At 41.5% G+C, this 19,584-nt stretch carries 19 protein-coding genes; 12 read left to right on the top strand and 7 right to left on the bottom strand.

The window, feature by feature from the left end; translation table 11 throughout:
* Positions 1-160 precede the first annotated feature (160 nt).
* A complete protein-coding gene (locus BTU61_RS05585) occupies positions 161-1,165 on the top strand; it encodes an NADP-dependent oxidoreductase (protein WP_200772701.1) in 1,005 nt (334 codons plus the stop codon).
* 108 nt (positions 1,166-1,273) lie between these two features.
* On the opposite strand, the gene BTU61_RS05580 is transcribed toward BTU61_RS05585, so the two are convergent.
* The 3 genes from BTU61_RS05580 to BTU61_RS05570 are packed head-to-tail and all read right to left on the bottom strand — an operon-like array spanning position 1,274 to position 2,676.
* Positions 1,274-1,606 carry a glucuronide permease gene (locus BTU61_RS05580; RefSeq protein ID WP_200772836.1) on the bottom strand — a complete coding sequence of 111 codons (333 nt, stop codon included), beginning with the start codon at positions 1,604-1,606 and terminating at the stop codon, positions 1,274-1,276.
* A gap of 44 nt (positions 1,607-1,650) precedes the next feature.
* On the bottom strand, positions 1,651-2,121 hold the full coding sequence (locus BTU61_RS05575) for an HXXEE domain-containing protein (RefSeq protein ID WP_200772700.1): 471 nt from the start codon (positions 2,119-2,121) through the stop codon (positions 1,651-1,653).
* 15 nt (positions 2,122-2,136) lie between these two features.
* Positions 2,137-2,676 carry a TetR/AcrR family transcriptional regulator gene (locus BTU61_RS05570; RefSeq protein WP_234700100.1) on the bottom strand — a complete coding sequence of 180 codons (540 nt, stop codon included), beginning with the start codon at positions 2,674-2,676 and terminating at the stop codon, positions 2,137-2,139.
* A gap of 281 nt (positions 2,677-2,957) precedes the next feature.
* Between BTU61_RS05570 and BTU61_RS05565 the strand changes: the two genes are divergently transcribed.
* From BTU61_RS05565 to BTU61_RS05550, 4 genes are all read left to right on the top strand, one after another.
* A complete protein-coding gene (locus tag BTU61_RS05565; protein WP_200772698.1) occupies positions 2,958-3,854 on the top strand; it encodes a cation diffusion facilitator family transporter in 897 nt (298 codons plus the stop codon).
* A 115-nt stretch (positions 3,855-3,969) separates the two neighbouring features.
* The gene (locus BTU61_RS05560; protein ID WP_200772697.1) at positions 3,970-4,833 is read left to right on the top strand and encodes a helix-turn-helix domain-containing protein; all 864 of its coding nucleotides are present in this window, start codon (positions 3,970-3,972) and stop codon (positions 4,831-4,833) included.
* A 132-nt stretch (positions 4,834-4,965) separates the two neighbouring features.
* Positions 4,966-6,516, top strand: coding sequence for a streptosactin export ABC transporter GggC (gggC, locus tag BTU61_RS05555; protein WP_200772696.1), 1,551 nt, complete (start codon positions 4,966-4,968; stop codon positions 6,514-6,516).
* A gap of 17 nt (positions 6,517-6,533) precedes the next feature.
* Positions 6,534-7,712, top strand: coding sequence for a ryptide export MFS transporter (locus BTU61_RS05550; RefSeq protein WP_200772695.1), 1,179 nt, complete (start codon positions 6,534-6,536; stop codon positions 7,710-7,712).
* Positions 7,713-7,831: 119 nt separating this feature from the next.
* Here BTU61_RS05550 and BTU61_RS05545 read toward each other — a convergent pair whose 3' ends face one another.
* Positions 7,832-8,674 (bottom strand): LysR family transcriptional regulator, encoded by an 843-nt coding sequence (locus tag BTU61_RS05545; RefSeq protein WP_200772694.1) that lies wholly within the window; start codon positions 8,672-8,674, stop codon positions 7,832-7,834.
* A 113-nt stretch (positions 8,675-8,787) separates the two neighbouring features.
* On the opposite strand from BTU61_RS05545, the gene BTU61_RS05540 reads away from it, so the two are divergent.
* From BTU61_RS05540 to BTU61_RS05520, 5 genes are all read left to right on the top strand, one after another.
* Positions 8,788-9,630 (top strand): aldo/keto reductase, encoded by an 843-nt coding sequence (locus BTU61_RS05540; RefSeq protein WP_200772693.1) that lies wholly within the window; start codon positions 8,788-8,790, stop codon positions 9,628-9,630.
* Positions 9,631-9,642: 12 nt separating this feature from the next.
* Positions 9,643-10,836: a multidrug effflux MFS transporter gene (locus tag BTU61_RS05535; RefSeq protein WP_200772692.1), complete on the top strand. Its 1,194-nt coding sequence runs from the start codon at positions 9,643-9,645 to the stop codon at positions 10,834-10,836.
* 54 nt (positions 10,837-10,890) lie between these two features.
* A complete protein-coding gene (locus BTU61_RS05530) occupies positions 10,891-11,928 on the top strand; it encodes a zinc-binding dehydrogenase (RefSeq protein WP_200772691.1) in 1,038 nt (345 codons plus the stop codon).
* A gap of 302 nt (positions 11,929-12,230) precedes the next feature.
* Complete coding sequence (locus BTU61_RS05525) at positions 12,231-14,147, top strand: beta-glucoside-specific PTS transporter subunit IIABC (RefSeq protein ID WP_200772690.1); 1,917 nt, start codon at positions 12,231-12,233, stop codon at positions 14,145-14,147.
* 80 nt (positions 14,148-14,227) lie between these two features.
* Positions 14,228-15,052: a PRD domain-containing protein gene (locus BTU61_RS05520; protein ID WP_200772689.1), complete on the top strand. Its 825-nt coding sequence runs from the start codon at positions 14,228-14,230 to the stop codon at positions 15,050-15,052.
* A 29-nt stretch (positions 15,053-15,081) separates the two neighbouring features.
* Here the strand turns inward: BTU61_RS05520 and BTU61_RS05515 are convergent, their stop codons facing one another.
* From BTU61_RS05515 to BTU61_RS05505, 3 genes are all read right to left on the bottom strand, one after another.
* Entirely contained in the window at positions 15,082-15,681 is a 600-nt protein-coding gene (locus BTU61_RS05515; protein ID WP_200772688.1) for a histidine phosphatase family protein, read from the bottom strand.
* A gap of 9 nt (positions 15,682-15,690) precedes the next feature.
* Positions 15,691-16,530, bottom strand: coding sequence for a Cof-type HAD-IIB family hydrolase (locus BTU61_RS05510; RefSeq protein ID WP_200772687.1), 840 nt, complete (start codon positions 16,528-16,530; stop codon positions 15,691-15,693).
* A 97-nt stretch (positions 16,531-16,627) separates the two neighbouring features.
* Complete coding sequence (locus tag BTU61_RS05505; protein ID WP_200772686.1) at positions 16,628-17,509, bottom strand: AraC family transcriptional regulator; 882 nt, start codon at positions 17,507-17,509, stop codon at positions 16,628-16,630.
* 107 nt (positions 17,510-17,616) lie between these two features.
* Between BTU61_RS05505 and BTU61_RS05500 the strand changes: the two genes are divergently transcribed.
* Positions 17,617-19,053 (top strand): glycoside hydrolase family 1 protein, encoded by a 1,437-nt coding sequence (locus BTU61_RS05500; protein WP_200772685.1) that lies wholly within the window; start codon positions 17,617-17,619, stop codon positions 19,051-19,053.
* A gap of 83 nt (positions 19,054-19,136) precedes the next feature.
* Entirely contained in the window at positions 19,137-19,478 is a 342-nt protein-coding gene (locus BTU61_RS05495; RefSeq protein WP_200772684.1) for an antibiotic biosynthesis monooxygenase family protein, read from the top strand.
* Positions 19,479-19,584: the final 106 nt, after the last annotated feature.

Below are 19,584 nucleotides of genomic sequence, written 5' to 3'. Positions count from 1 at the left end.
TTCAAAATTTCAGATAGAGAGAGTGGTCAAATCAAACTGTAGAAGATGGTATTGATAGCCTAAAACAAGAAGCTAAACAAGTCAGTTTTTACTAGAAATAAGATATATCTGTACTAGATACAAGTTCAACAAATATAAAATAATAGAAAAGAGAAATCACATGAAAGTTGCACAACATACAAAATATAATAAAAACAATATCGTACTGAACATCACAGAAGTGCCCAGACCAACTATGAACGAAAATCAAGTTTTGATAAAGGTGTCTGCAGCTGGGGTTAATCCTCTCGATAACATGATTTCACGTGGAGAGGTTGAAATAATTGTACCGTACAAGCTCCCACAAATTGCTGGTAATGAAGTCGTTGGAATCGTTGAAAGCATCGGGAACAACGTTAGTAACTTTCAAGTAGGAGATCGTGTCTTTGGACGTCTACCACTAGACCATATTGGTGCCTTTGCAGAATATGTGGCTGTCGATAGCCAGGCTCTGGCCAAGGTACCAGACTATCTATCAGACGAGGAAGCTGCTGCTGTACCTTTGACTGCCTTGACCATTATGCAGGCCCTAGAACTCGTGGGAGCTCAAGCTGGCAAGACGATCTTTATCTCTGGTGGTACAGGCGGTGTAGGCGGTATGGGCATTCCGATTGCTAAGGCCAAAGGTTTGAAAGTCATCACCAATGGCGCTAGCGATAGTGCTGAGCGTGTGTTGCAACTAGGAGCAGACCGTTTTATCGATTATAAAACAGAGGATTATACAAAAACTGTCAGTGAGGTCGATTACGTCCTTGATACTCTTGGTGGGGCTGAGACTGAAAAACAAATGTCTATCATGAAAAAAGGGGGTCATCTTGTTTCGCTTCGTGCCGTGCCAAACGGTGCCTTTGCCAAACGCATGAAGCTGCCAAAATGGAAACAGATGATTCTTGGCTTAGCAGGTCGCAAATTTGATAAGATGGCGGACAAATATGGCGTTCACTATCATTTCATTTTTGTAGAAAGTAATGGTGCTCAATTACAAGAAGTAGCTGACCTGTTGAGTACATTAGAAATCAAACCATCTATCGATACAGTCTATCCATTTGAAGAGGTAAATAGCGCATTAGAAAAGGTTGCTAATGGTCGCTCACGTGGAAAAACAGTCCTTACTTTTAAGAAATAGAAAGATGGGGAGAAAAAAGGAGATAAACTGTAAAAGGCATAGCAGTTTTGGATGATGAATGGAATAATAAAAGAGCTCAAGTTTTCATTGATACAACTTGAGCTTTTCTTATATGAGGGCTAATAAAATAGTGATTAGCAGAGCGATTCCCAATCGAATGACATGGTGGGCTAGATTGAAGTTTTCTTTGTGCTTGCCATTCCAATAGGCTCCGTAGCAAATCAACCCACAGCCGATTAGCCAAATGAATAAAGCAACAATCGGCAAAAGGAAGTAGAGGATGAGAGATAAGGTCGCATTACTACTTCCGATAAGGAGAAGCCGATTTCCTAAAGTATTTTTGCCCTTTCTTAATTCTGAAAGGCTAGCCATGAAATGAAGAAGAGCAAAAGCAAGGGCTAAGAAGGCTGTAAAAAAGCCGAGGAGAATGGAGAAGAACATACGGTTTCCTTTCAAGAAGAAATCTTGGATATGATGATTATATATCAAGGCCTACGACTCATTTTGTGAAGTACCACAAATGATAATACAAGATTTAAAATGATAACCAATAAGGTAAAAAGAGAGTAACCATAAAGTATAATTGGAAATTCATTTTTGAGATTGCATAGAGAAAACAAACTCGTTAAAATGCCCGTCAACAATCCAGGCACATATTTTCGTATAACGATTGTTTGAATCAGATGTCCTAATACATGGTAGATATAAGCGATTATGATGGTCGCGTAAATGCTATAGTTATTAAACTGGTAACTAAGATATAGCGACGTCATTAGGATCAGAAATTGCTCCAAGACAATGGCATTGAAAGCAAAAGGAGTGTAATAAGGTAGGATTCGATTGTTTGGATACTGGATTGATATTTTTTTGACAAAGGATGGCATCCAAACGATTTCTTCGAGTTCGTGAAGCATGAATAGTGATGGAAATAGAAAGTAAAATTGCACGGTGGTCATTGAAAGTACTCCTTTCTAGTTCGAGCCCACTTTTAAAATCTCCAAATAAAACTGGATGACTTCTTGTTCGGTGTAAGTCTTGCCTTTTTTCAACCACCAGCTGAGAGTTTCAATGAAGTGGCTGACGACCAGGTGCTTGAGATAGGAGTGAGGAATGTTGGGGTGTGATTGAATCAGTTCGTCTGCTACCATGGGATAGACGTCATGTTCCAGTTCTTTTCGCAGTTGCCGGATAAAATAATCGTTTTTTGAAAGCAAAAGACTGGTTACATGGTCTTGATTTTTCTTGAAATGCTGAAAGATGTGGGCCAGGTAGTCTTGTGGAGAGAGGTGCTCAGCACGCTCAAAGAGATGGTGAAAGAGCTGTTGACAGAGTTCATCTAGGAGTAATTCCTTACTTTCATAATGACTGTAAAAGGTCGAACGCCCTACGTCAGCGAGGTCAATGATTTCTTGAACCGTGATGGCTTCGTAGTCTTTTTGGTTGAGTAATTGTAAAAAAGCGTTATAGATAGCATTTCGAGTCTTGGTGATGCGACGATCTGGAACTTTCATATGGACAATTTGAACAAACTGTTCAATAACGTACATAGCGAACGGTTTGCTTCTACCCTTTCTGTTGATAGTATTGGATAATAGATAATGAAGAGAAGAGATAATAGTCTCAGTTCTCGGAATATCTATATAGTTAAATGATTTACGCAGTAGCTGATTGGTCTCTTTTTCGCTCTTTAGATTCAAAGAGTACCTAATCAGCCTTGCGGGGTGGGAATAGGAATAAATTTTTATAAAAATTTATTCTGTCCCACTCCCATTATAACAAAGGAAACAAGATTATGAAGACAAAACATGCAGTTTGGCTGGCTTTTTTCTTGAATCTAAGCTTTGCCATTGTTGAGTTTATAGCAGGAGGGATTTTTGGTTCCAGTGCAGTTCTCGCTGATTCGGTTCATGACTTTGGGGATGCGGTTGCTATTGGTATCTCGGCTTTCCTAGAGAGCATTTCCAATCGGAAAGAAGACAGCCATTATACCTTGGGCTACAAGCGTTTTAGCCTTTTAGGGGCTATGGTGACCGCTGTGATCCTGATGACAGGGTCTGGTATGGTGATTTTGGAAAATATGGTCAAACTCTTTCACCCACAACCTGTCAATGAAGAAGGTCTTCTCTGGCTTGGAATCATTGCCATCAGTGTAAATGTCTTAGCAAGTCTGGTCATTCGTAAGGGACAAACCAAGAATGAATCCATTCTCAGCCTGCACTTTTTGGAAGACACCCTAGGTTGGGTCGCCGTCATCCTGATGGCCATTGTTCTCCGATATACTGACTGGTATATCCTGGATCCGCTCCTGTCCCTTGCTATTTCCTTCTTTATTCTTTCAAAAGCCATTCCACGTTTTTGGTCTACGCTCAGGATTTTCCTGGATGCTGTGCCGGAAGGGGTGAACATCCAGAAGATCAAGACGGATCTGGCAGAGTTGGACCATGTCGCTAGTATTAACCAGCTTAATCTTTGGACCATGGACGGTTTGGAGAAAAATGCCATCGTCCATGTATGTCTGGAGCATGTCAAGCATATGGAGGTCTGTAAAGAGTCTATCCGAGGCTTGCTCAAAGAGAGGGGCTTTCAAAATGTCACTATTGAAGTGGATGAAGATCTAGCAACTCACCGTGCTCACAAGCGAAATATTGAAGAGCTGGAATTAGAAAGTGAGCAAGAGTACCATCATTAATTACGAAGCGACTCCTAGAGAAGTAGATTTTCTAGGGGTTTTGTTTTATTCGTTAATTTATGCTAGAATACTAAAAAGAAAAAGTTTTCCCATATATGCTTGATAGAGGTGCTAAATGAAGAAATTTGGAGAACTATATAGGCAGTTCCGAGAATCCAGAGGTATCCGACTGAAAGATGTTGCAAAGGCAGGTATTTCAACCTCTCAACTCTCCCGCTTTGAAAAGGGGCAGACAGATTTAACCATTTCAAAGTTTATGTTGATCTTAGATGAAATCAATGTGCCGATTGATGAATTTATGTATGCTGTCCATGATTTTCACCGTGATGATCTGAATGAACTCTTGACAAAGGTCAGGCTTTTTGTATCGACTCATGATATCGATGAAATGAAGAAACTCCTTGCTTCTCAGATGGGGTTGAAAGACAAAAGGGAAAAGTTTCATCACATCAATACCATTTTATTAAAAATTCGTTTACAGGATTTATCTGGAGAAGATTACTATACAGAAGACGACCTAAAGGATTTAACGGATTACCTATTCAGCGTAGAGCACTGGGGCTATTATGAGTTATTAATTTTTATAAATACCCTAGATGTGTTGCATCATGAGGTTTTTATGGTGTTGGCAAGGGAGATGTCTAAAAGATCGGATTTCTACAAAGAGATTCCGAATAATCGACGTATGATTTCAACCATGTTACTGAATGGGTATATTACTTGTATTGAGCGCCAAAAAATGGTAGATGCCTGCTATTTTGAGGAACAATTAAATCAGTGTTTCTTCATCGAGACGGAAATGTATGAACGTCTCGTATTTGTCTATGCTCAAAACTTTTATCGCTATCGAAAGACAGGAGATACGAGTGCCATCGACGAAATGAGAAAGTGTATTGAGGCCATGAAATTGGCAGGGAGCGAGCATATTGCGACGATTTATGAAAGACATTTGAAAAAATTGATGAATGAAAATAATTAGTGAGCATATATGGGAATAAAATACCGTACAAAAGAAGAAGTGCTATAATTTTTACAATCAGTCCATAGAATCCAACTAAATGGGATAAGGAACAGTTCTCTCTAATAGACTCTGTAGAAAGGATGAGCTGCCATGTTAAAAAAATTCATTTCAAAAAAACATTTGCTTCTCTATTTTAGTTTCATTGCTGTGACCTGGCTGGAAGCTATTATCACGCCATCGTTGGTATCAATGATTGTGGCGAGCTTTGAAAAGAAGGCGCTGAGTGAATTATGGATGGCACTAATCGTTGGGATTGTTGGTAATTTCATTATTCTGGTTGGGTTGGCTGGAAAACGGTATTACTATGCAAGGTTAGTCGCAGATTTTACCTTGACGATGAAAGAAAAATTATTTCACCATTTTTTGTATGGTAAAAATGGTGAAAAAGAGGAGATTCTGTCTCATCTTGAAAACGATGTGAAACAACTTGAAACATCTTATCTCGAGCCAGCTGTCATTATTATTTCATCTCTTGGTTTTACGATGGTTTCCATGATCTATGCTCTAGTAACGAATTTTTGGCTGGGTTGGATTTTTATCTGCTTTTACTCTATTCCTGCTCTCTGTAGTGGTATTGGTAGTAAACAATTAGATCGTATTTCAGATGACAAAACGCTCTCAAATGAGGATTACCTCCTTCAAACTACCAATATAATTGGTGGTGTAAGAGTCGTTCAAAATTATGGGGCCGTGGATTTCTTCTTTCATCGATTTAAAAAAGTTTTGGGAAAAAGAGTTGAGCAAGACATTCGCTATGAACGACAACGGACAATCAACAATATCCTCATTAATAGTATTGATGCGTTTTGTTCGGTTGTTCCAATCATTATCGGTGGGGTGATGACCTATTATGATTACTTGTCTGGTGCCAGCTTTGTTGCAATTTATCTAGTTTCCCATAATATCGGCTATCAATTCAATGAACTTTCCTATTTTATCAATACTTACAAGTCGACTGAACAACTGAGGGCACGTTACTCTTTTCTACTTCAAGATACAAGCCCGCAGACAGGTGACCAAGTTTCGGTGCCTCTTTTTCCTATCGTTGTGGATCATGTTTCTTTACGATTTGAAGATAAAGTACTCTTTAAAAAACTATCTTTAGAAATCAAAGAAGGAGAGAAAGTTGCTCTGATTGGCCCAAGTGGCTGTGGGAAGTCTACCTTGTTGAACCTTCTTTATGGTCAGGTATCTCCAGATTCAGGGAGTGTGACCTACTATGGTCAGACTTTAGCACAGGAGCAGATCGCACGATCGGTTTCCTATATTTTACAAGACTCCTATATTTTTGATGGGTTGTCACTGGAAGACAATATCACCCTTGGGAAGTCCCTAGACAAACTGAAGATGGAACAGGTTTTGGATCGAGTAAACTTAGCATTTTTAAAGGGACATCTTCTATATGGGGAACAGCTTTCTGGCGGGGAAAAGCAACGTCTAGAAATTGCTCGTAGTTTGTACCACAATAGTGACTTGATTTTAGCAGATGAAGTCAAAGCCAATCTGGATAAAGAGAATGCTCATCAAATTTCAAGGATCCTACTAAGTCTTCCACAAGCCCTTGTGGAGGTGATTCACCATTATGATGATGAGATCCTAGCTCAATATGATCAAGTGATTGATTTATCTCGTAAAGATTGATAAAAAGGAGGGATACGATGTCTCGTTCCTTTGTGAAATTATTAGTTTCCCAATTGTTTGCAAATTTAGCGGATATTTTTCTTAGGGTATCCCTTATTGCAAATCTCTTTGTTATAACCAAATCGGTCATTGCTACCTCAATGGTTCCAATTCTCATCGGATTGTCAGCATTCGTGGCAAGTTTTTTAGTTCCCTTGGTGACCAAAACAATTCCCTTAAATCGAGTTCTATTTTTGACTCAAGGAGGAAAAACAGTCCTAGTGGCAATTCTCGTTGCCCTGTTTACCAAGTTTCAATTCGTACCAGCCTTGGGTATGTATGTCTTTGTCATTGCTATTTCTATCTTAGATGGCTTTGCGGCACCGGTTTCTTATGCCGTAATTCCTCGATATGCTACAAATTTGGGAAAGGCAAATGCTGCTTTGTCAATGAGTGGTGAGGGAATTCAATTAATTGGTTGGGGGCTAGGAGGACTTATTTACGCTTCGGTTGGCCTATTTTCTACAATGTTGCTAGTCCTATTCCTTTATCTCTTCTCTACTTTTGTGATGCTCTTTCTCCCTCAGGCTAAAATAGAGCAGTTAGAGGCGGAGACCAATCTGGATACTCTTGTCAAAGGTTGGAGCTTAGTGGCGAAAAATCCTCCATTAAGGTTATTGGTACAAGCAAATTTATTGGAGAATTTTTCTAATACAATCTGGGTTTCATCTGTGATTCTTGTTTTTGTAACCGAGGTGTTGCAACAGACTGAAAGCTACTGGGGCTACTCTAATACAGCCTATTCTCTAGGGATCATTTTAGGAGGCATGATTGTTTTCAACTACTCTGAAAAGTTTTTAGCTCACAAATGGAAAAGTATTTTCTTTCCGCTTGTCGCAATAGCAGCCATTACAGGCAGTATCCTATTTTTCTCAACTGTAGAAACATTTTTACTTTTTTCAGCTGGAATCGGCTTCTTGTCTCAATTGAAAGAAGTCCCCGAAAGTGTCTTCCTTCAGGAAACGGTTGATGAAAATCAGTTAGTGCATGTTTATTCTGTATTTGAAGTCATTTCAACCCTTGCTTTTTCAGTTTTCGTCTTTTTAATGAGTTCTATGATGGAGTGTTTCGGGATCCAGACAGTTTTTTATTTGGCAATTATCGCTACACTCTTAGAAGCAGCCTTGATTTATCATAAACGACATATGATAAATTAATATTTCGTAGAGATGGTTGTTGCTAGCTTTTTGATTGGTGAACTAAGTTTTTAATTGCCCTTCACCACTATTAAACACAAAATGACTCCTAGAGAAGTAAATTCCCTAGGAGTTTTGTTTTATTCCGATTTCTCATCTGTCAATTCCGATAACTGAATAGCTGGATTTAGAGATACCAGATAGTAGGTGACTTTGGCTTCAGGGTCAGATAGAGGAATGATGGCTCGTTCTCCTTGAAGTGTCTTTCTATCTTTACTGAGATTGGTTGCAAAGCGTGGCAGAGTGGAATTGTTGGCCAATTCTTCAAATTCAAAACGACTGGATTGAACGAGGAATTTAGAAGCCGGCATCTTTTCTCTTACAAGGTCATTCCAGAAGCCAATCTGATTCATCAAAAGGAAGTTATAGCCATCGATAGCTGAAAAGCTGACGCTGCTCTCTTTAGCTAAGGCGTGGTCTAGAGGGACGACAATGTCCAGACTCTCCTTGAGATAGGGCAGAAAATCAACCTTGTCGCCCTCATAGGCAAAGGGTAAGACGACTAGATCGGCAGTCTTCTTTTCAATGGCTTCAAGCACTTGGCTGGTTGTACAAATTTTATGTTGGATTTGTTTGTCAGGATAAAGACTGCTTAATGTTGGAAGGAGACTCCAGAGGGGAGCTGGCGCAACCGAGACCACTGTGATGGTCTTGAGGCTTTGGTCGAAATCCCTCACTTCATGAATGCCTTGTTGGCTCGTTTCCAAAATACGTCGAGCCACTTGGACAGCACGCTCTCCTGTTTCATTGAGTGAAATCCGATTGGCACTGCGATCAAAAAGAGGTACACCGAAGGCTTCCTCCACATGTTGCATGGAACGGGAGAGGGAGGGAGTAGAAATCAAGAATTGTTCAGCGACTTTGGAGAGGGTTCCTAATTCTTTAAAAGCGACAAGTTGTTCGAGTTCTTCGAGGTTTAACATAAAAACTCCTTTTAGTTTTCGTTATATGAAAAGTAGATTCCTTTATTGATAGTGTACAAAATTCTTGATCAGATGTAAACTAGAACCATCGAAAGAAAGAAGGAAAGAATAACATGATTTACAAAACTCTAAATAACAATGTCAAAATGCCTCAATTAGGATTCGGGGTTTACCAAACACCGATCGATGAAACCAAGCGTGCAGTGCTTGATGCTATCGAAGTTGGTTATCGCTCTTTTGATACCGCTCAAGCCTATGGCAATGAAGCAGGAGTTGGGGAAGCTATCAAGGAATCAGTTCTTCCTCGTGAAGAATTCTTTATCACAACAAAAATCTGGATTTCTAACGCAGGTTATGAAAAGGCCAAGGCTTCCATTGAAGAATCCTTGCAAAAATTGCAAACCGACTACATTGACCTTTTGCTCATCCACCAACCATTTGGCGATTACTATGGAACGTATCGTGCCATGGAAGGAGCCTATAAAGCTGGCAAGGTCCGTGCTATCGGTGTGTCCAACTTTTCACCGGATCGCTTTATCGATTTGCAGCATTTCGTAGAGATCAAACCAGCTGTCAATCAGATAGAAACCCACGTCTTCCAGCAACAAAAAGAAACCAAGAAGTATTTGGAAAAATACAAGTGCCAAATTGAGTCTTGGGGACCTTTTGCGGAAGGACGCAATGATTTCTTCAATACGCCTCTTTTAAAGGAAATCGGAGAAAAATATGGCAAGTCTGTAGCTCAGGTTGCTCTTCGTTTTCTTATCCAAAGCGATGTGGTGGTCATTCCAAAATCCGCCCGCAAGGAACGCATGCAAGAAAATTTCAATGTGTTTGATTTTGAATTGACGGAAGAAGAAATGAAGGGCATTGAAGGCTTGGATCAAGCAAGCAGTCTCTTCCATGATCACCAGGATCCAGAAACAGCTGAACGATATATGTCATTACTAGACTAAAAAGGAGCATACATGACAAAAATAGAAAAAACACCCTTATCATTTTTAATTATTCTAAGTGGCTTTATGGCCTTTACCTCCCTATCTACGGATATTTATCTACCAGCCATGCCGGCCATGCAAAAGGCTCTGGGCGGACGAGTAGAATTGACAGTGACAGGCTTTGTCATTGGCTTTGCCATTGCGCAACTTATCTGGGGACCTATTAGCGACCGAATTGGAAGGATCAAACCCTTGGTGATTGGAACCCTCTTGTTTGTTATCGGCTCCATCGGTTGTGCCCTATCAACTTCTATGACTATGGTCGTCTTCTGGCGAGTCTTTCAAGCCTTGGGCGCTTGTACAGGTCCCATGATTAGTCGGGCCATGATTCGCGATCGTTACGATAGTCAACGAGGAGCACAAATGCTTTCAACCTTGATGATGATTATGGCTGTAGCTCCAATTCTAGGGCCACTACTCGGTGGTCTCTTCCTTCGTTTCTCCACTTGGAACCTGATTTTCTGGTTTATGGCGGTGGTAGGAGCCATGCTCTTTCTATCGACACGTCTTCTCCCAGAGACCTTGCCAGTCGCTGAACGAAGCCAGGCTTCCCTAACGCAAAGCTTTAAGAACTACGCCAAACTCTTGGCTTCTAAAAAATTCATGATTTATACCATGAGTGTGACCTTCTTTTATGTCGCCGTCTACGCCTTCATTACGGGTTCTTCGGACATCTATATGAATTTTTACCATGTCCCAGCAGAAGCTTATTCACTTTTATTTGGGGTCAATATTGTCGGTGTGTCCTTGATGAGTATGGTCAATCGTCAGTTGGTCAGTCGCTTTAGCCTACCGAAACTCCTAGCGATTTCTACTAGTTTAGCCTTTCTATTTACCTTGGTTCTAGCCTTTATGGGAGTGACCAATGCCCTTGGACTTTGGGGAATCGTTGTACCCATGTTTTGTTTCTTTAGTATGAACGGGATTGTTGCGGCTTGTTCCAATGCAGCAGCTCTAAATGCAGTACCGAGTGACATGGCAGGTTCTGCAGCAGCTATCCTTGGTGCCCTTCAATATGGTAGTGGAGTTATTCCATCTATTCTCTTGGCTGTTTTCGCTGACAAGACACCTGCGACTATGACTATTATTATTGCAGTAGCGATTTTCTTCTCAGCTCTTATGGGGTGGTGGGGTTACCGAGAAGATGTTGAACTTACAAAATAAGGGAGAAAAAGTGTATATTATAGATAAGTAAGCAATAGAAAGTAGGTTGTTCCTATGAAGAAAGCAGTCTATACAAAAGCTGGGCAAGTGGGTCTAGTAGAAGTAGAACGTCCACATATTGAAGCGCCGGATGATGTTATTCTCCGTATCGTTCGTACCTGTGTCTGTGGCTCTGATCTATGGAACTACCGTAATCCTGATATTGAAGTGGGGCACCAAAATAGTGGCCACGAAGCTATTGGGATCGTCGAAGAAATCGGAGAAGCTATTACAACGGTTAAGCCAGGAGACTTTGTCATTGCGCCTTTCACCCATGGTTGTGGGGAGTGTGATGCCTGTCGTGCTGGCTATGATGGGACTTGTGACCGCCATATTGGTACCAACTGGTCTGATGGGGTGCAAGCGGAGTACATGCGCTTCGAATACGCCAACTGGGCCCTTGTCAAAATCCCAGGGCAACCGTCTGATTATACAGAAGCCATGCTCAAATCCTTCTTGACGCTAGCAGATGTTATGCCGACGGGCTACCATGCGGCGCGTGTAGCAGATGTGAAGCCTGGTGACAAAGTAGTGGTCATCGGGGACGGTGCCGTTGGTCAATGTGCAGTGATCGCAGCCAAAATGCGGGGAGCATCACAAATCGTCCTTATGAGCCGTCACCAAGACCGTCAACAGATGGCCTTGGAGTCAGGTGCGACAGCAGTTGTCGCTGAGCGTGGTGAAGAAGGCATTGCCAAGGTCCGTGAAATCCTCGGAGGTGGAGCAGATGCCGCCCTTGAGTGTGTCGGTACCGCAGCAGCTGTCGATCAAGCCCTTGGGGTTCTTCACAATGGAGGACGTTTAGGTTTTGTCGGCGTGCCTCATTACAATAATCGTGCCCTTGGTTCGACCTTTGCTCAAAACATCTCGGTGGCAGGTGGAGCAGCCTCGGTTACTACTTATGACAAACAAGTTTTGTTAAAAGCGGTTCTTGATGGCGATATCAATCCGGGTCGTGTCTTTACCCATAGCTATACCCTGGACGAAATTGATCAGGCGTACAAAGACATGGATGAACGCAAGACTATTAAAGCTATGATTGTGATGGACTAGTAAAAGTCTGGTAGATAGAATCTACTAGACTTTTACTTTAATGAAAAAATTTTTTTATCTATCAGAGGATTAGACGTAAAAAATCTCAAAATATTTTTATAAAAGCGCTTGCATTTTGAAATTTATGTGGTATACTAAGTTCATGGATTGTTACTGGTCATGCAGGCAAAACCTAAACATATACAAGATAGAAACCAGTCTTTTTGCGTCTGTTTTCTGTTAGGTATCTGTTTAGGTTTTTTTGTACCCTATTTTCAAAATAGGAGACAAGCCTGTAACCAAAAAATATAAGGAGGCTCCATATGGCTAAGGATTATACAGAATTAGCTCAAGATATTGTAGCACATGTCGGTGGTAAGGAAAATATTACCAAATTGGTCCACTGTGTCACCCGTTTACGTTTTTCATTGAAAGATGAAGCAAAGGCGGATACAGATTATTTGATGAAACGCGAGGGTGTCGTCACAGTCGTGAAGGCTGGAGGACAGTACCAAGTCGTGATCGGAAATCATGTACCAGATGTGTATGATGCAGTTCTGAAAGTTGCTGGTATTGCCGGTGAAGGCAGTGTAGACGCAGACGATGATGTCGTTGAAGGCAATCTATTTGACCGCTTTATTGCACTCGTATCAGGCCTCTTCCAACCCATGCTTGGTACCTTGTCTGCAGCCGGTATGATCAAAGGTGTGGTAGCTATTATGGCAGCACTTGGGGTTCCTTCAACAGATGGGGCCTACGTCATTCTGAATGCAGCAGGAGATGGACTTTTCCAATTTCTTCCATTGATTTTGGCCCTCACAGCGGCTAAGCGCTTCAAGATGAATCAATTTACAGCTTTAGCGATTGGTTTTGCCTTGGTGTATCCAAACATCGCCGCAAGCTTTACAGCTGATAAGCCACTTTATACCTTATTTGGTGGGACTCCAATTGAATCAAAAATTTTCTCGACCTTCTTTGGAATTCCAATTATCTTCCCAACTTCAAGCTATTTGTCAACAGTTCTTCCAATCATTGCGGCAGTTTGGGCAGGTTCTAAAATTGAAAAATTCTTCAAAAAGATCATTCCAGATGTAGTCAAGGTCTTCATTGTCCCATTCTTCACTCTCTTGGTAACCGTACCATTGGCTTTCCTTGTGATTGGTCCAGTGATGTCTTGGGCTTCTGATTTAGTAGGAGCAGTCTTTACAGGAATCTATGGTTTCAATCCAGTCATTTATGGCATTATCCTCGGTGCAACATGGCAAGTTTTGGTGATGTTTGGTCTTCACTGGGGTTTGGTACCATTGGCTATTTTGGAATTACAAAAGGGTCCAGGGGTCATCTTGGTTGCTTCTATCGCGATCTGTTTTGCACAGGCAGGTGCTCTTGTTAACATCATGATGCGTACCAAGGAAGAGAAGGTTCGTCAACTATCTATTCCAGCCTTTATTTCAGCACTCTTTGGGGTGACAGAGCCTGCTATTTACGGGATCACACTTCCAATGCGTACGCCATTTATTATGACCTGTATCTCAGGTGCATTGACCGGTGCTTATTTGTCCTTCTTTGATGTCAAAATGCAAACAATGGGAGGTATGGGACTCTTTGCGATTCCGTCCTTCATTGAAGCTGGAAATGGCATGACAGTTGTTCATTTCTTGATTGCGATTGTGGCCAACTTTGCATTAGGTTTTGGTTTGACACAGCTAGTGAAGATTCCGAATTTGTTTGGAGACCCTACAGCGGTAGCACCAGCAGACGGTAATGACGAAAAGAAATTAGAAGCGACACCACAGGTCGTTTCTAGCCCAATCACAGGTGAAGTCGTTCCGCTTTCAGAAACTCCAGATGCAGTCTTTGCAAGTGGGGCTATGGGTCAAGGCGTCGCTATTGAGCCTTCTGTGGGTGAAGTGGTAGCACCAGCTGACGGAACCATTCGCTTGCTCTTCCCTACCAACCATGCAATCGGTTTAGCGACGGATGATGGAGCTGAACTACTTATCCACGTAGGAATGGATACCGTAGAGTTGGATGGCAAAGGATTTACAGCTCACGTTGTCCAAGGTTCAAAAGTGAAAAAAGGCCAATTGCTTCTTACCTTTGATATCGAAGCGATCACGGAGGCAGGATACTCAGTGGTGACACCAGTCATTGTAACCAACTCGGCTGACTATGAAGCGGTAGAAACACTGGCAAGTGGTCAAGTAGACTTAGGGCAAAATCTCCTCGAAATTCGTTAGAAATCAAGAGCGTAGGGAATTCGTTCTCTATGCTCTTTCATTGTGATATACTAGAGATAGGAAAGAACAAGGAAAAAGACATGATCATTCTTAAAATTTTCAATCACAATGTGGTGTTGTCTGAAGAAAAAGAGCAAGAAGTCATCGTCATGGGACGAGGCCTTGCCTTTGGAAAAAAAGTAGGGGAAGAACTAGACGAGTCAGCGATTGAGAAACGCTATGTCTTATCAAAAGAAAGTCATGAATTGTTTGTAGATATTCCAGTTGAACTCTTGGTGCTAGCGGATAAGGCGATTTCTTTCGCTAAGTCTAAATTAGATATTTCACTGAAGGATAAAGCTTTTTTAAGCCTCGCAGATCATATGTATGGGGTTGAGCAGCGAGTACGTGATGGCTTTTTTATGAAAAATTTTCTCATGTGGGATATCAAGCGTTTCTTTCCTAAGGAATATGAAGTCGGGCGCTATGCTCAAGAACTTCTCAGTACCTACTTAGGACAAGAGTTACCAGATGATGAAGCTGGTTTTATGGCCCTGACCTTAGTGAATAGCGAGTTGCAACAAGGGAATTCCAATGCACGTGATCTTACACAGCTCATGGAAGAAATCATGACCATTGTCAAGTATAGCTTGGAGATTCCACTGGATGAAGAGGATATCTATGTTCAACGCTTTATTACTCATCTGAAATTTTTCTGTGAGCGAGTATTGACGGATACAAGCTATCGAGAGATGGAAGATAACGACATGTTCGACATGCTCAAATGCAAATACCCAATTGCTTATGCGACGACTGAGAAAATAGCCCATCACCTCAAACAAACCAGGGATTACCAAGTGTCGGATGATGAGCAACTTTACCTGACGATTCATCTATCTCGGATACGTAAAATAAAAAAATCATAAACACACGAGGTTTATGATTTTTTTCTTGTCTAGGTTTCATCACCTGTCCAGCCACTGAAATCGTGATGAATGACGTCTTCTAAATAAAAAATATGATCTGTATAGGTAAACTTGAGGATACAACAATTGGTCATGCGAGAGGTGATGTCTACCTGCCAATAATGTTTCCAGGCTCTTGCGAAATTCGCAATGGATCCTCCATGTGACACCATGAGAATGGTTTCCCCACTTGCATTTTCCATTAGTTCTGAAATCGTCTGATTCATGCGATCTTGCAATTCCTGTTGAGATTCTCCACCATAATGAACGAAAAAGTCTTTGTATGGGAGTGCTGGATTAAGGTCTTCGCTCTCTCCTTCAAATACCCCGAAATTCCATTCCTTGAGGCCTTTGATGCGTTGATAAGGGACTTGTCCATCGGTGGCAATTTCTAACGTATCACAGGCTCGTTCTGAAGTTGAGCTAAAGGCTTGGTCAAACTGAATGCCTTTTTCTTTAAAATAATTGCCCGCAATCTGAGCTTGGTAGATTCCAAGATCTGTCAGTGGAGAATCGCACCATCCTTGGATCAGATGGCGTTTGTTAAAGAGTGTCTGTCCATGACGCATGAGATAAAGAGTTTTTGACATAAGATCCTCCTACAGTAAACCTAGTTTTTCAAAAGCATTATAAATACCGTCTTCTCGGACATCATCCGTGATCAAATCCGCCATGGCAAGGATTTCTGGTCCACCATTTCCCATCGCCACACCAATCTGACAGGCCTCTAGCATAGGAATATCGACTTTAGCATCACCAAAAGCGATGGTATCTTCACGATTGGCCCCAAGATGCTGGAGAATAACATCAACTGCATAGGCTTTATGAATATCTTTTATACCTAAGTCTCCAAAGAGAGCCTCTTCTCCACGTCCTCCCCAAGTTCCAGCTTTTAGCTCTGGGAAGGCTTCTTTAGAATCCAAATGATCCTGATAGGAGTGGAGAATGAAGCTGATTTTGTTCAAGTCATCGCGGTAGAGCTCTCCACCATAAACCAAACCATGCAAGGCATCTTCGGCCTCCATGTGTAAGACTTGATCTTCGCTAGCTCCCTTGCCCAAAGCGTAGGCGCGTAGAGTTGGTCTCGCAGCTTCTCGAAAATTCCGACTGGCAAAAAGGCCGTTATTGCTTTCCAGATAAAATTCCAACTTTCTTGCTTGCAACCAATCGACCACTCGTTTCGCTGTCTCATATGGAATCAGCTGATGCAGAAGAATCTGACCCCTGTGTTCAATGTAAGAGCCGTTTCCTCCGATCATGCCGTCAAAACCAATATTCCAAATGTCATCTGGCATTTCTGCCTTGCTTCGTCCTGTACAAACATAGACTAGATGACCATTTCTACGAGCCTCTTGAATAGCGTGTCTAGCTGAATCTGGAATGTGATTATCATAATCCACAAGGGTTCCATCTACATCTAGGAAAATAATCTTGCTCATTCGTGAACTCCTTTCCATCTTGTTTTGATTGTACACTTTAATATGCGATCTTTCTACTAGTATCCTATCTCATCATGATACTTTCCTAAGATAAGTTTTAGCTTCTTTTTTCTTCTCGATAGTGACTAGGAGTCATATAGTAGGCCTTTTTAAACTGGCGATTGAAGTTGGATAGGTTTGTAAAACCGATTTCTGATGCAATCTCAAGGATGGAGAGGCTGGAATGTTGGAGCAGCTCGGTCGCCTTGCGTAACCGGTAGGAGATGAGGTAATCCATGCAGCTAACACCCAGATTTTTCTTAAAGAAATTCATAAAATAAGTCGGACTATAATTGCAGAGCGATGCTAAGTGATCAATCGTGAGTTCTTCTTGGTAATGGGCATTGATATAGTCAATAATCGTCCGGATCTTTTCTTCACGCCGATAAGCATCACGTGTCTGCTCTTTGGAGTGAACATAGCCGTGTTTGAAGAGTAGTCCAAGAAGGGACAGGAGCTTACTTTTTAGTTCTAACTCAAAGAAATTTTCACGATTGTACCCGATTTCCATAGCTTCTATAAGAAGTTGTCGGATTTCGGTATAGCCTTGTTGATGAGGTTTGATGACACGATCAAAGTCCAACTGGCCATTGTAGAGAGGTTGGAGATAATTGATAGAGGCGTAATCTAAAGTAGAGTAACCCAATAAATCCAGGTGAAAGTTGATTGCGTCCATAAAATGATAGTTTCTACCGATTGGGTGGATGGAATGGAGGGCGTTGGGGCGGATGAGGATAATATCGCCTTTCTCGCTGTTAAAATAATCGTTATCGATATGGAACTGGGCCTGTCCTTCATGGACATAGACCACTTCCATATCAGTATGCCAATGAAAGAGAATGTCGGGCTGGCCCTCTTCCATTATCGTTCGAGTGATGGAGTAGGGAGTCAGGTCATTCTTATAAGGAATGTTCTTGTGGAGTTTACCTAAATTGAGCATCAGTTCTCCTTTTGTGAGAATAGTATCAGTAATGAATAGTTTAGTGTAAGACAGTCGTTTCTGGCTTTATTATAATATAAGCAACAACAAAAGAAAAGAGAAAGAATATGGCTAAATTTCCAACAGATTTTTTATGGGGTGGCGCGACTGCAGCCAATCAATATGAAGGTGCTTATAATGTTGATGGAAAAGGACTTTCTGTTCAGGATGTGACACCAAAAGGTGGAGTTCCAGCTAAACCTGGAGACCACAATCCTCTGATTACAGAAGAACCTACTCCTGACAACTTAAAACTTGAGGGAATTGATTTTTACCATCGCTACAAAGAAGATATCGCTCTATTTGCAGAAATGGGCTTTAAGGTTTACCGGACTTCTATTGCTTGGTCACGGATTTTCCCAAATGGGGATGAGTTGGAGCCAAACGAAGCAGGGCTACAATTCTACGATGACTTGTTTGATGAATTAGCCAAGTATGGGATCGAACCCTTGGTGACCCTTTCTCACTATGAAACCCCTCTGCACTTGGCTCGTCAGTATAACGGCTGGGTAAATCGTGATTTGATTGGGTTCTATGAACGCTACGTTCGCACGGTATTTAACCGTTACAAAGACAAGGTAAAATACTGGCTAACCTTTAATGAAATCAACTCTGTCCTGCATGCCCCTTTCATGAGTGGAGGGATTGCCACACCTGCTGAAGAGTTGTCGAAACAAGATCTGTATCAAGCAGTTCACCATGAATTGGTCGCTTCAGCCTTGGCAACGAAAGTAGGACATGAAATCAATCCTGATTTTAAGATCGGTTGTATGGTCTTGGCGATGCCAGCTTACCCAATGACACCAAATCCTAAAGATGTCCTAGCAACTCGTGAGTTCTCAAATCAAAACTATCTTTTCTCTGATATTCATGCGCGTGGGAAATACCCAGCATACATCAATCGTTACTTCCGTGAAAATGATATTGCGATCCATTTCTCTGATGGGGATGCCGAACTATTAGCAGAAAATACGGTTGACTTTATTTCCTTCTCATACTATATGAGTGTGGTGCAAGCCCACGATCCAGAAAACTATGAGTCCGGTATGGGGAATCTTCTTGGAGGAGTGAGCAACCCTTATCTAGCCAGCTCTGAATGGGGATGGCAAATCGACCCGGTTGGTCTACGCCTAGTATTGAACGATTTCTATGATCGGTATCAATTGCCACTCTTTATCGTAGAAAATGGACTTGGAGCGAAAGACGTCTTGGTAGAAGGACCAAATGGTCCAACAGTCGAAGATGACTACCGCATTGATTATCTGAAACAGCACTTGCAACAGGTAGGAGAAGCGATTGAAGATGGTGTAGAACTTTGGGGCTACACGACTTGGGGTTGTATCGACCTTGTGTCTGCATCTACTGCAGAAATGAGCAAACGTTACGGATTTATCTATGTAGACCGCAACGATGATGGATCAGGGACCCTAGCTCGGTACAAGAAAAAATCCTTTGACTGGTACAAAGAAGTAATTGCAAGTAATGGTGAGTCACTTTATGACTAATTTGCTCCTTATAAGACGACAAGTCTGAGATAATCCTCAGACTTGTTTTAAAATAATAGAAAAAGAGAAATTGGAGAAATAACATGGTTTTAACAGTCAATATTTATTACAAAGGAAAAGATGGAGCTGCGATTGCTTTTGCCAAAGAGATGATAGAAACTGGTACTGTATCTGAGATTCGAAGCAAAGAAGGGAATCTCAAATACGACTATTTTCTTCCGATTGAGAATAACGAAACGGTCCTATTGATTGACCAATGGGCCAATCAGGAAGCACTGGATCTCCACCATCAATCGGCAACCATGCAAAAGATCTTAGATCTTCGCCAGAAGTACGACTTACGAATGGAAGTAGAACGGTATATAGAAGATGAAGGAGGCATTCCAGAAGGGGATGAACAGTTCATCGCTAGAGGAAAGGATTGATCTAACAAAATTTATATTGATCAAATATTGAATAATGAAAAAAGAGGCTGGGACAAAAGTCCTAGCCTCTCAATTGTTTTTGGATTATCAAGCAAGACGCAGTGGT

Source organism: Streptococcus lactarius (assembly GCF_016642265.1).
Lineage (GTDB): Bacteria > Bacillota > Bacilli > Lactobacillales > Streptococcaceae > Streptococcus > Streptococcus lactarius.
The sequence above is the reverse complement of the archived record's forward strand: the minus strand, read 5'-3'. Positions and strand labels throughout refer to the sequence as shown.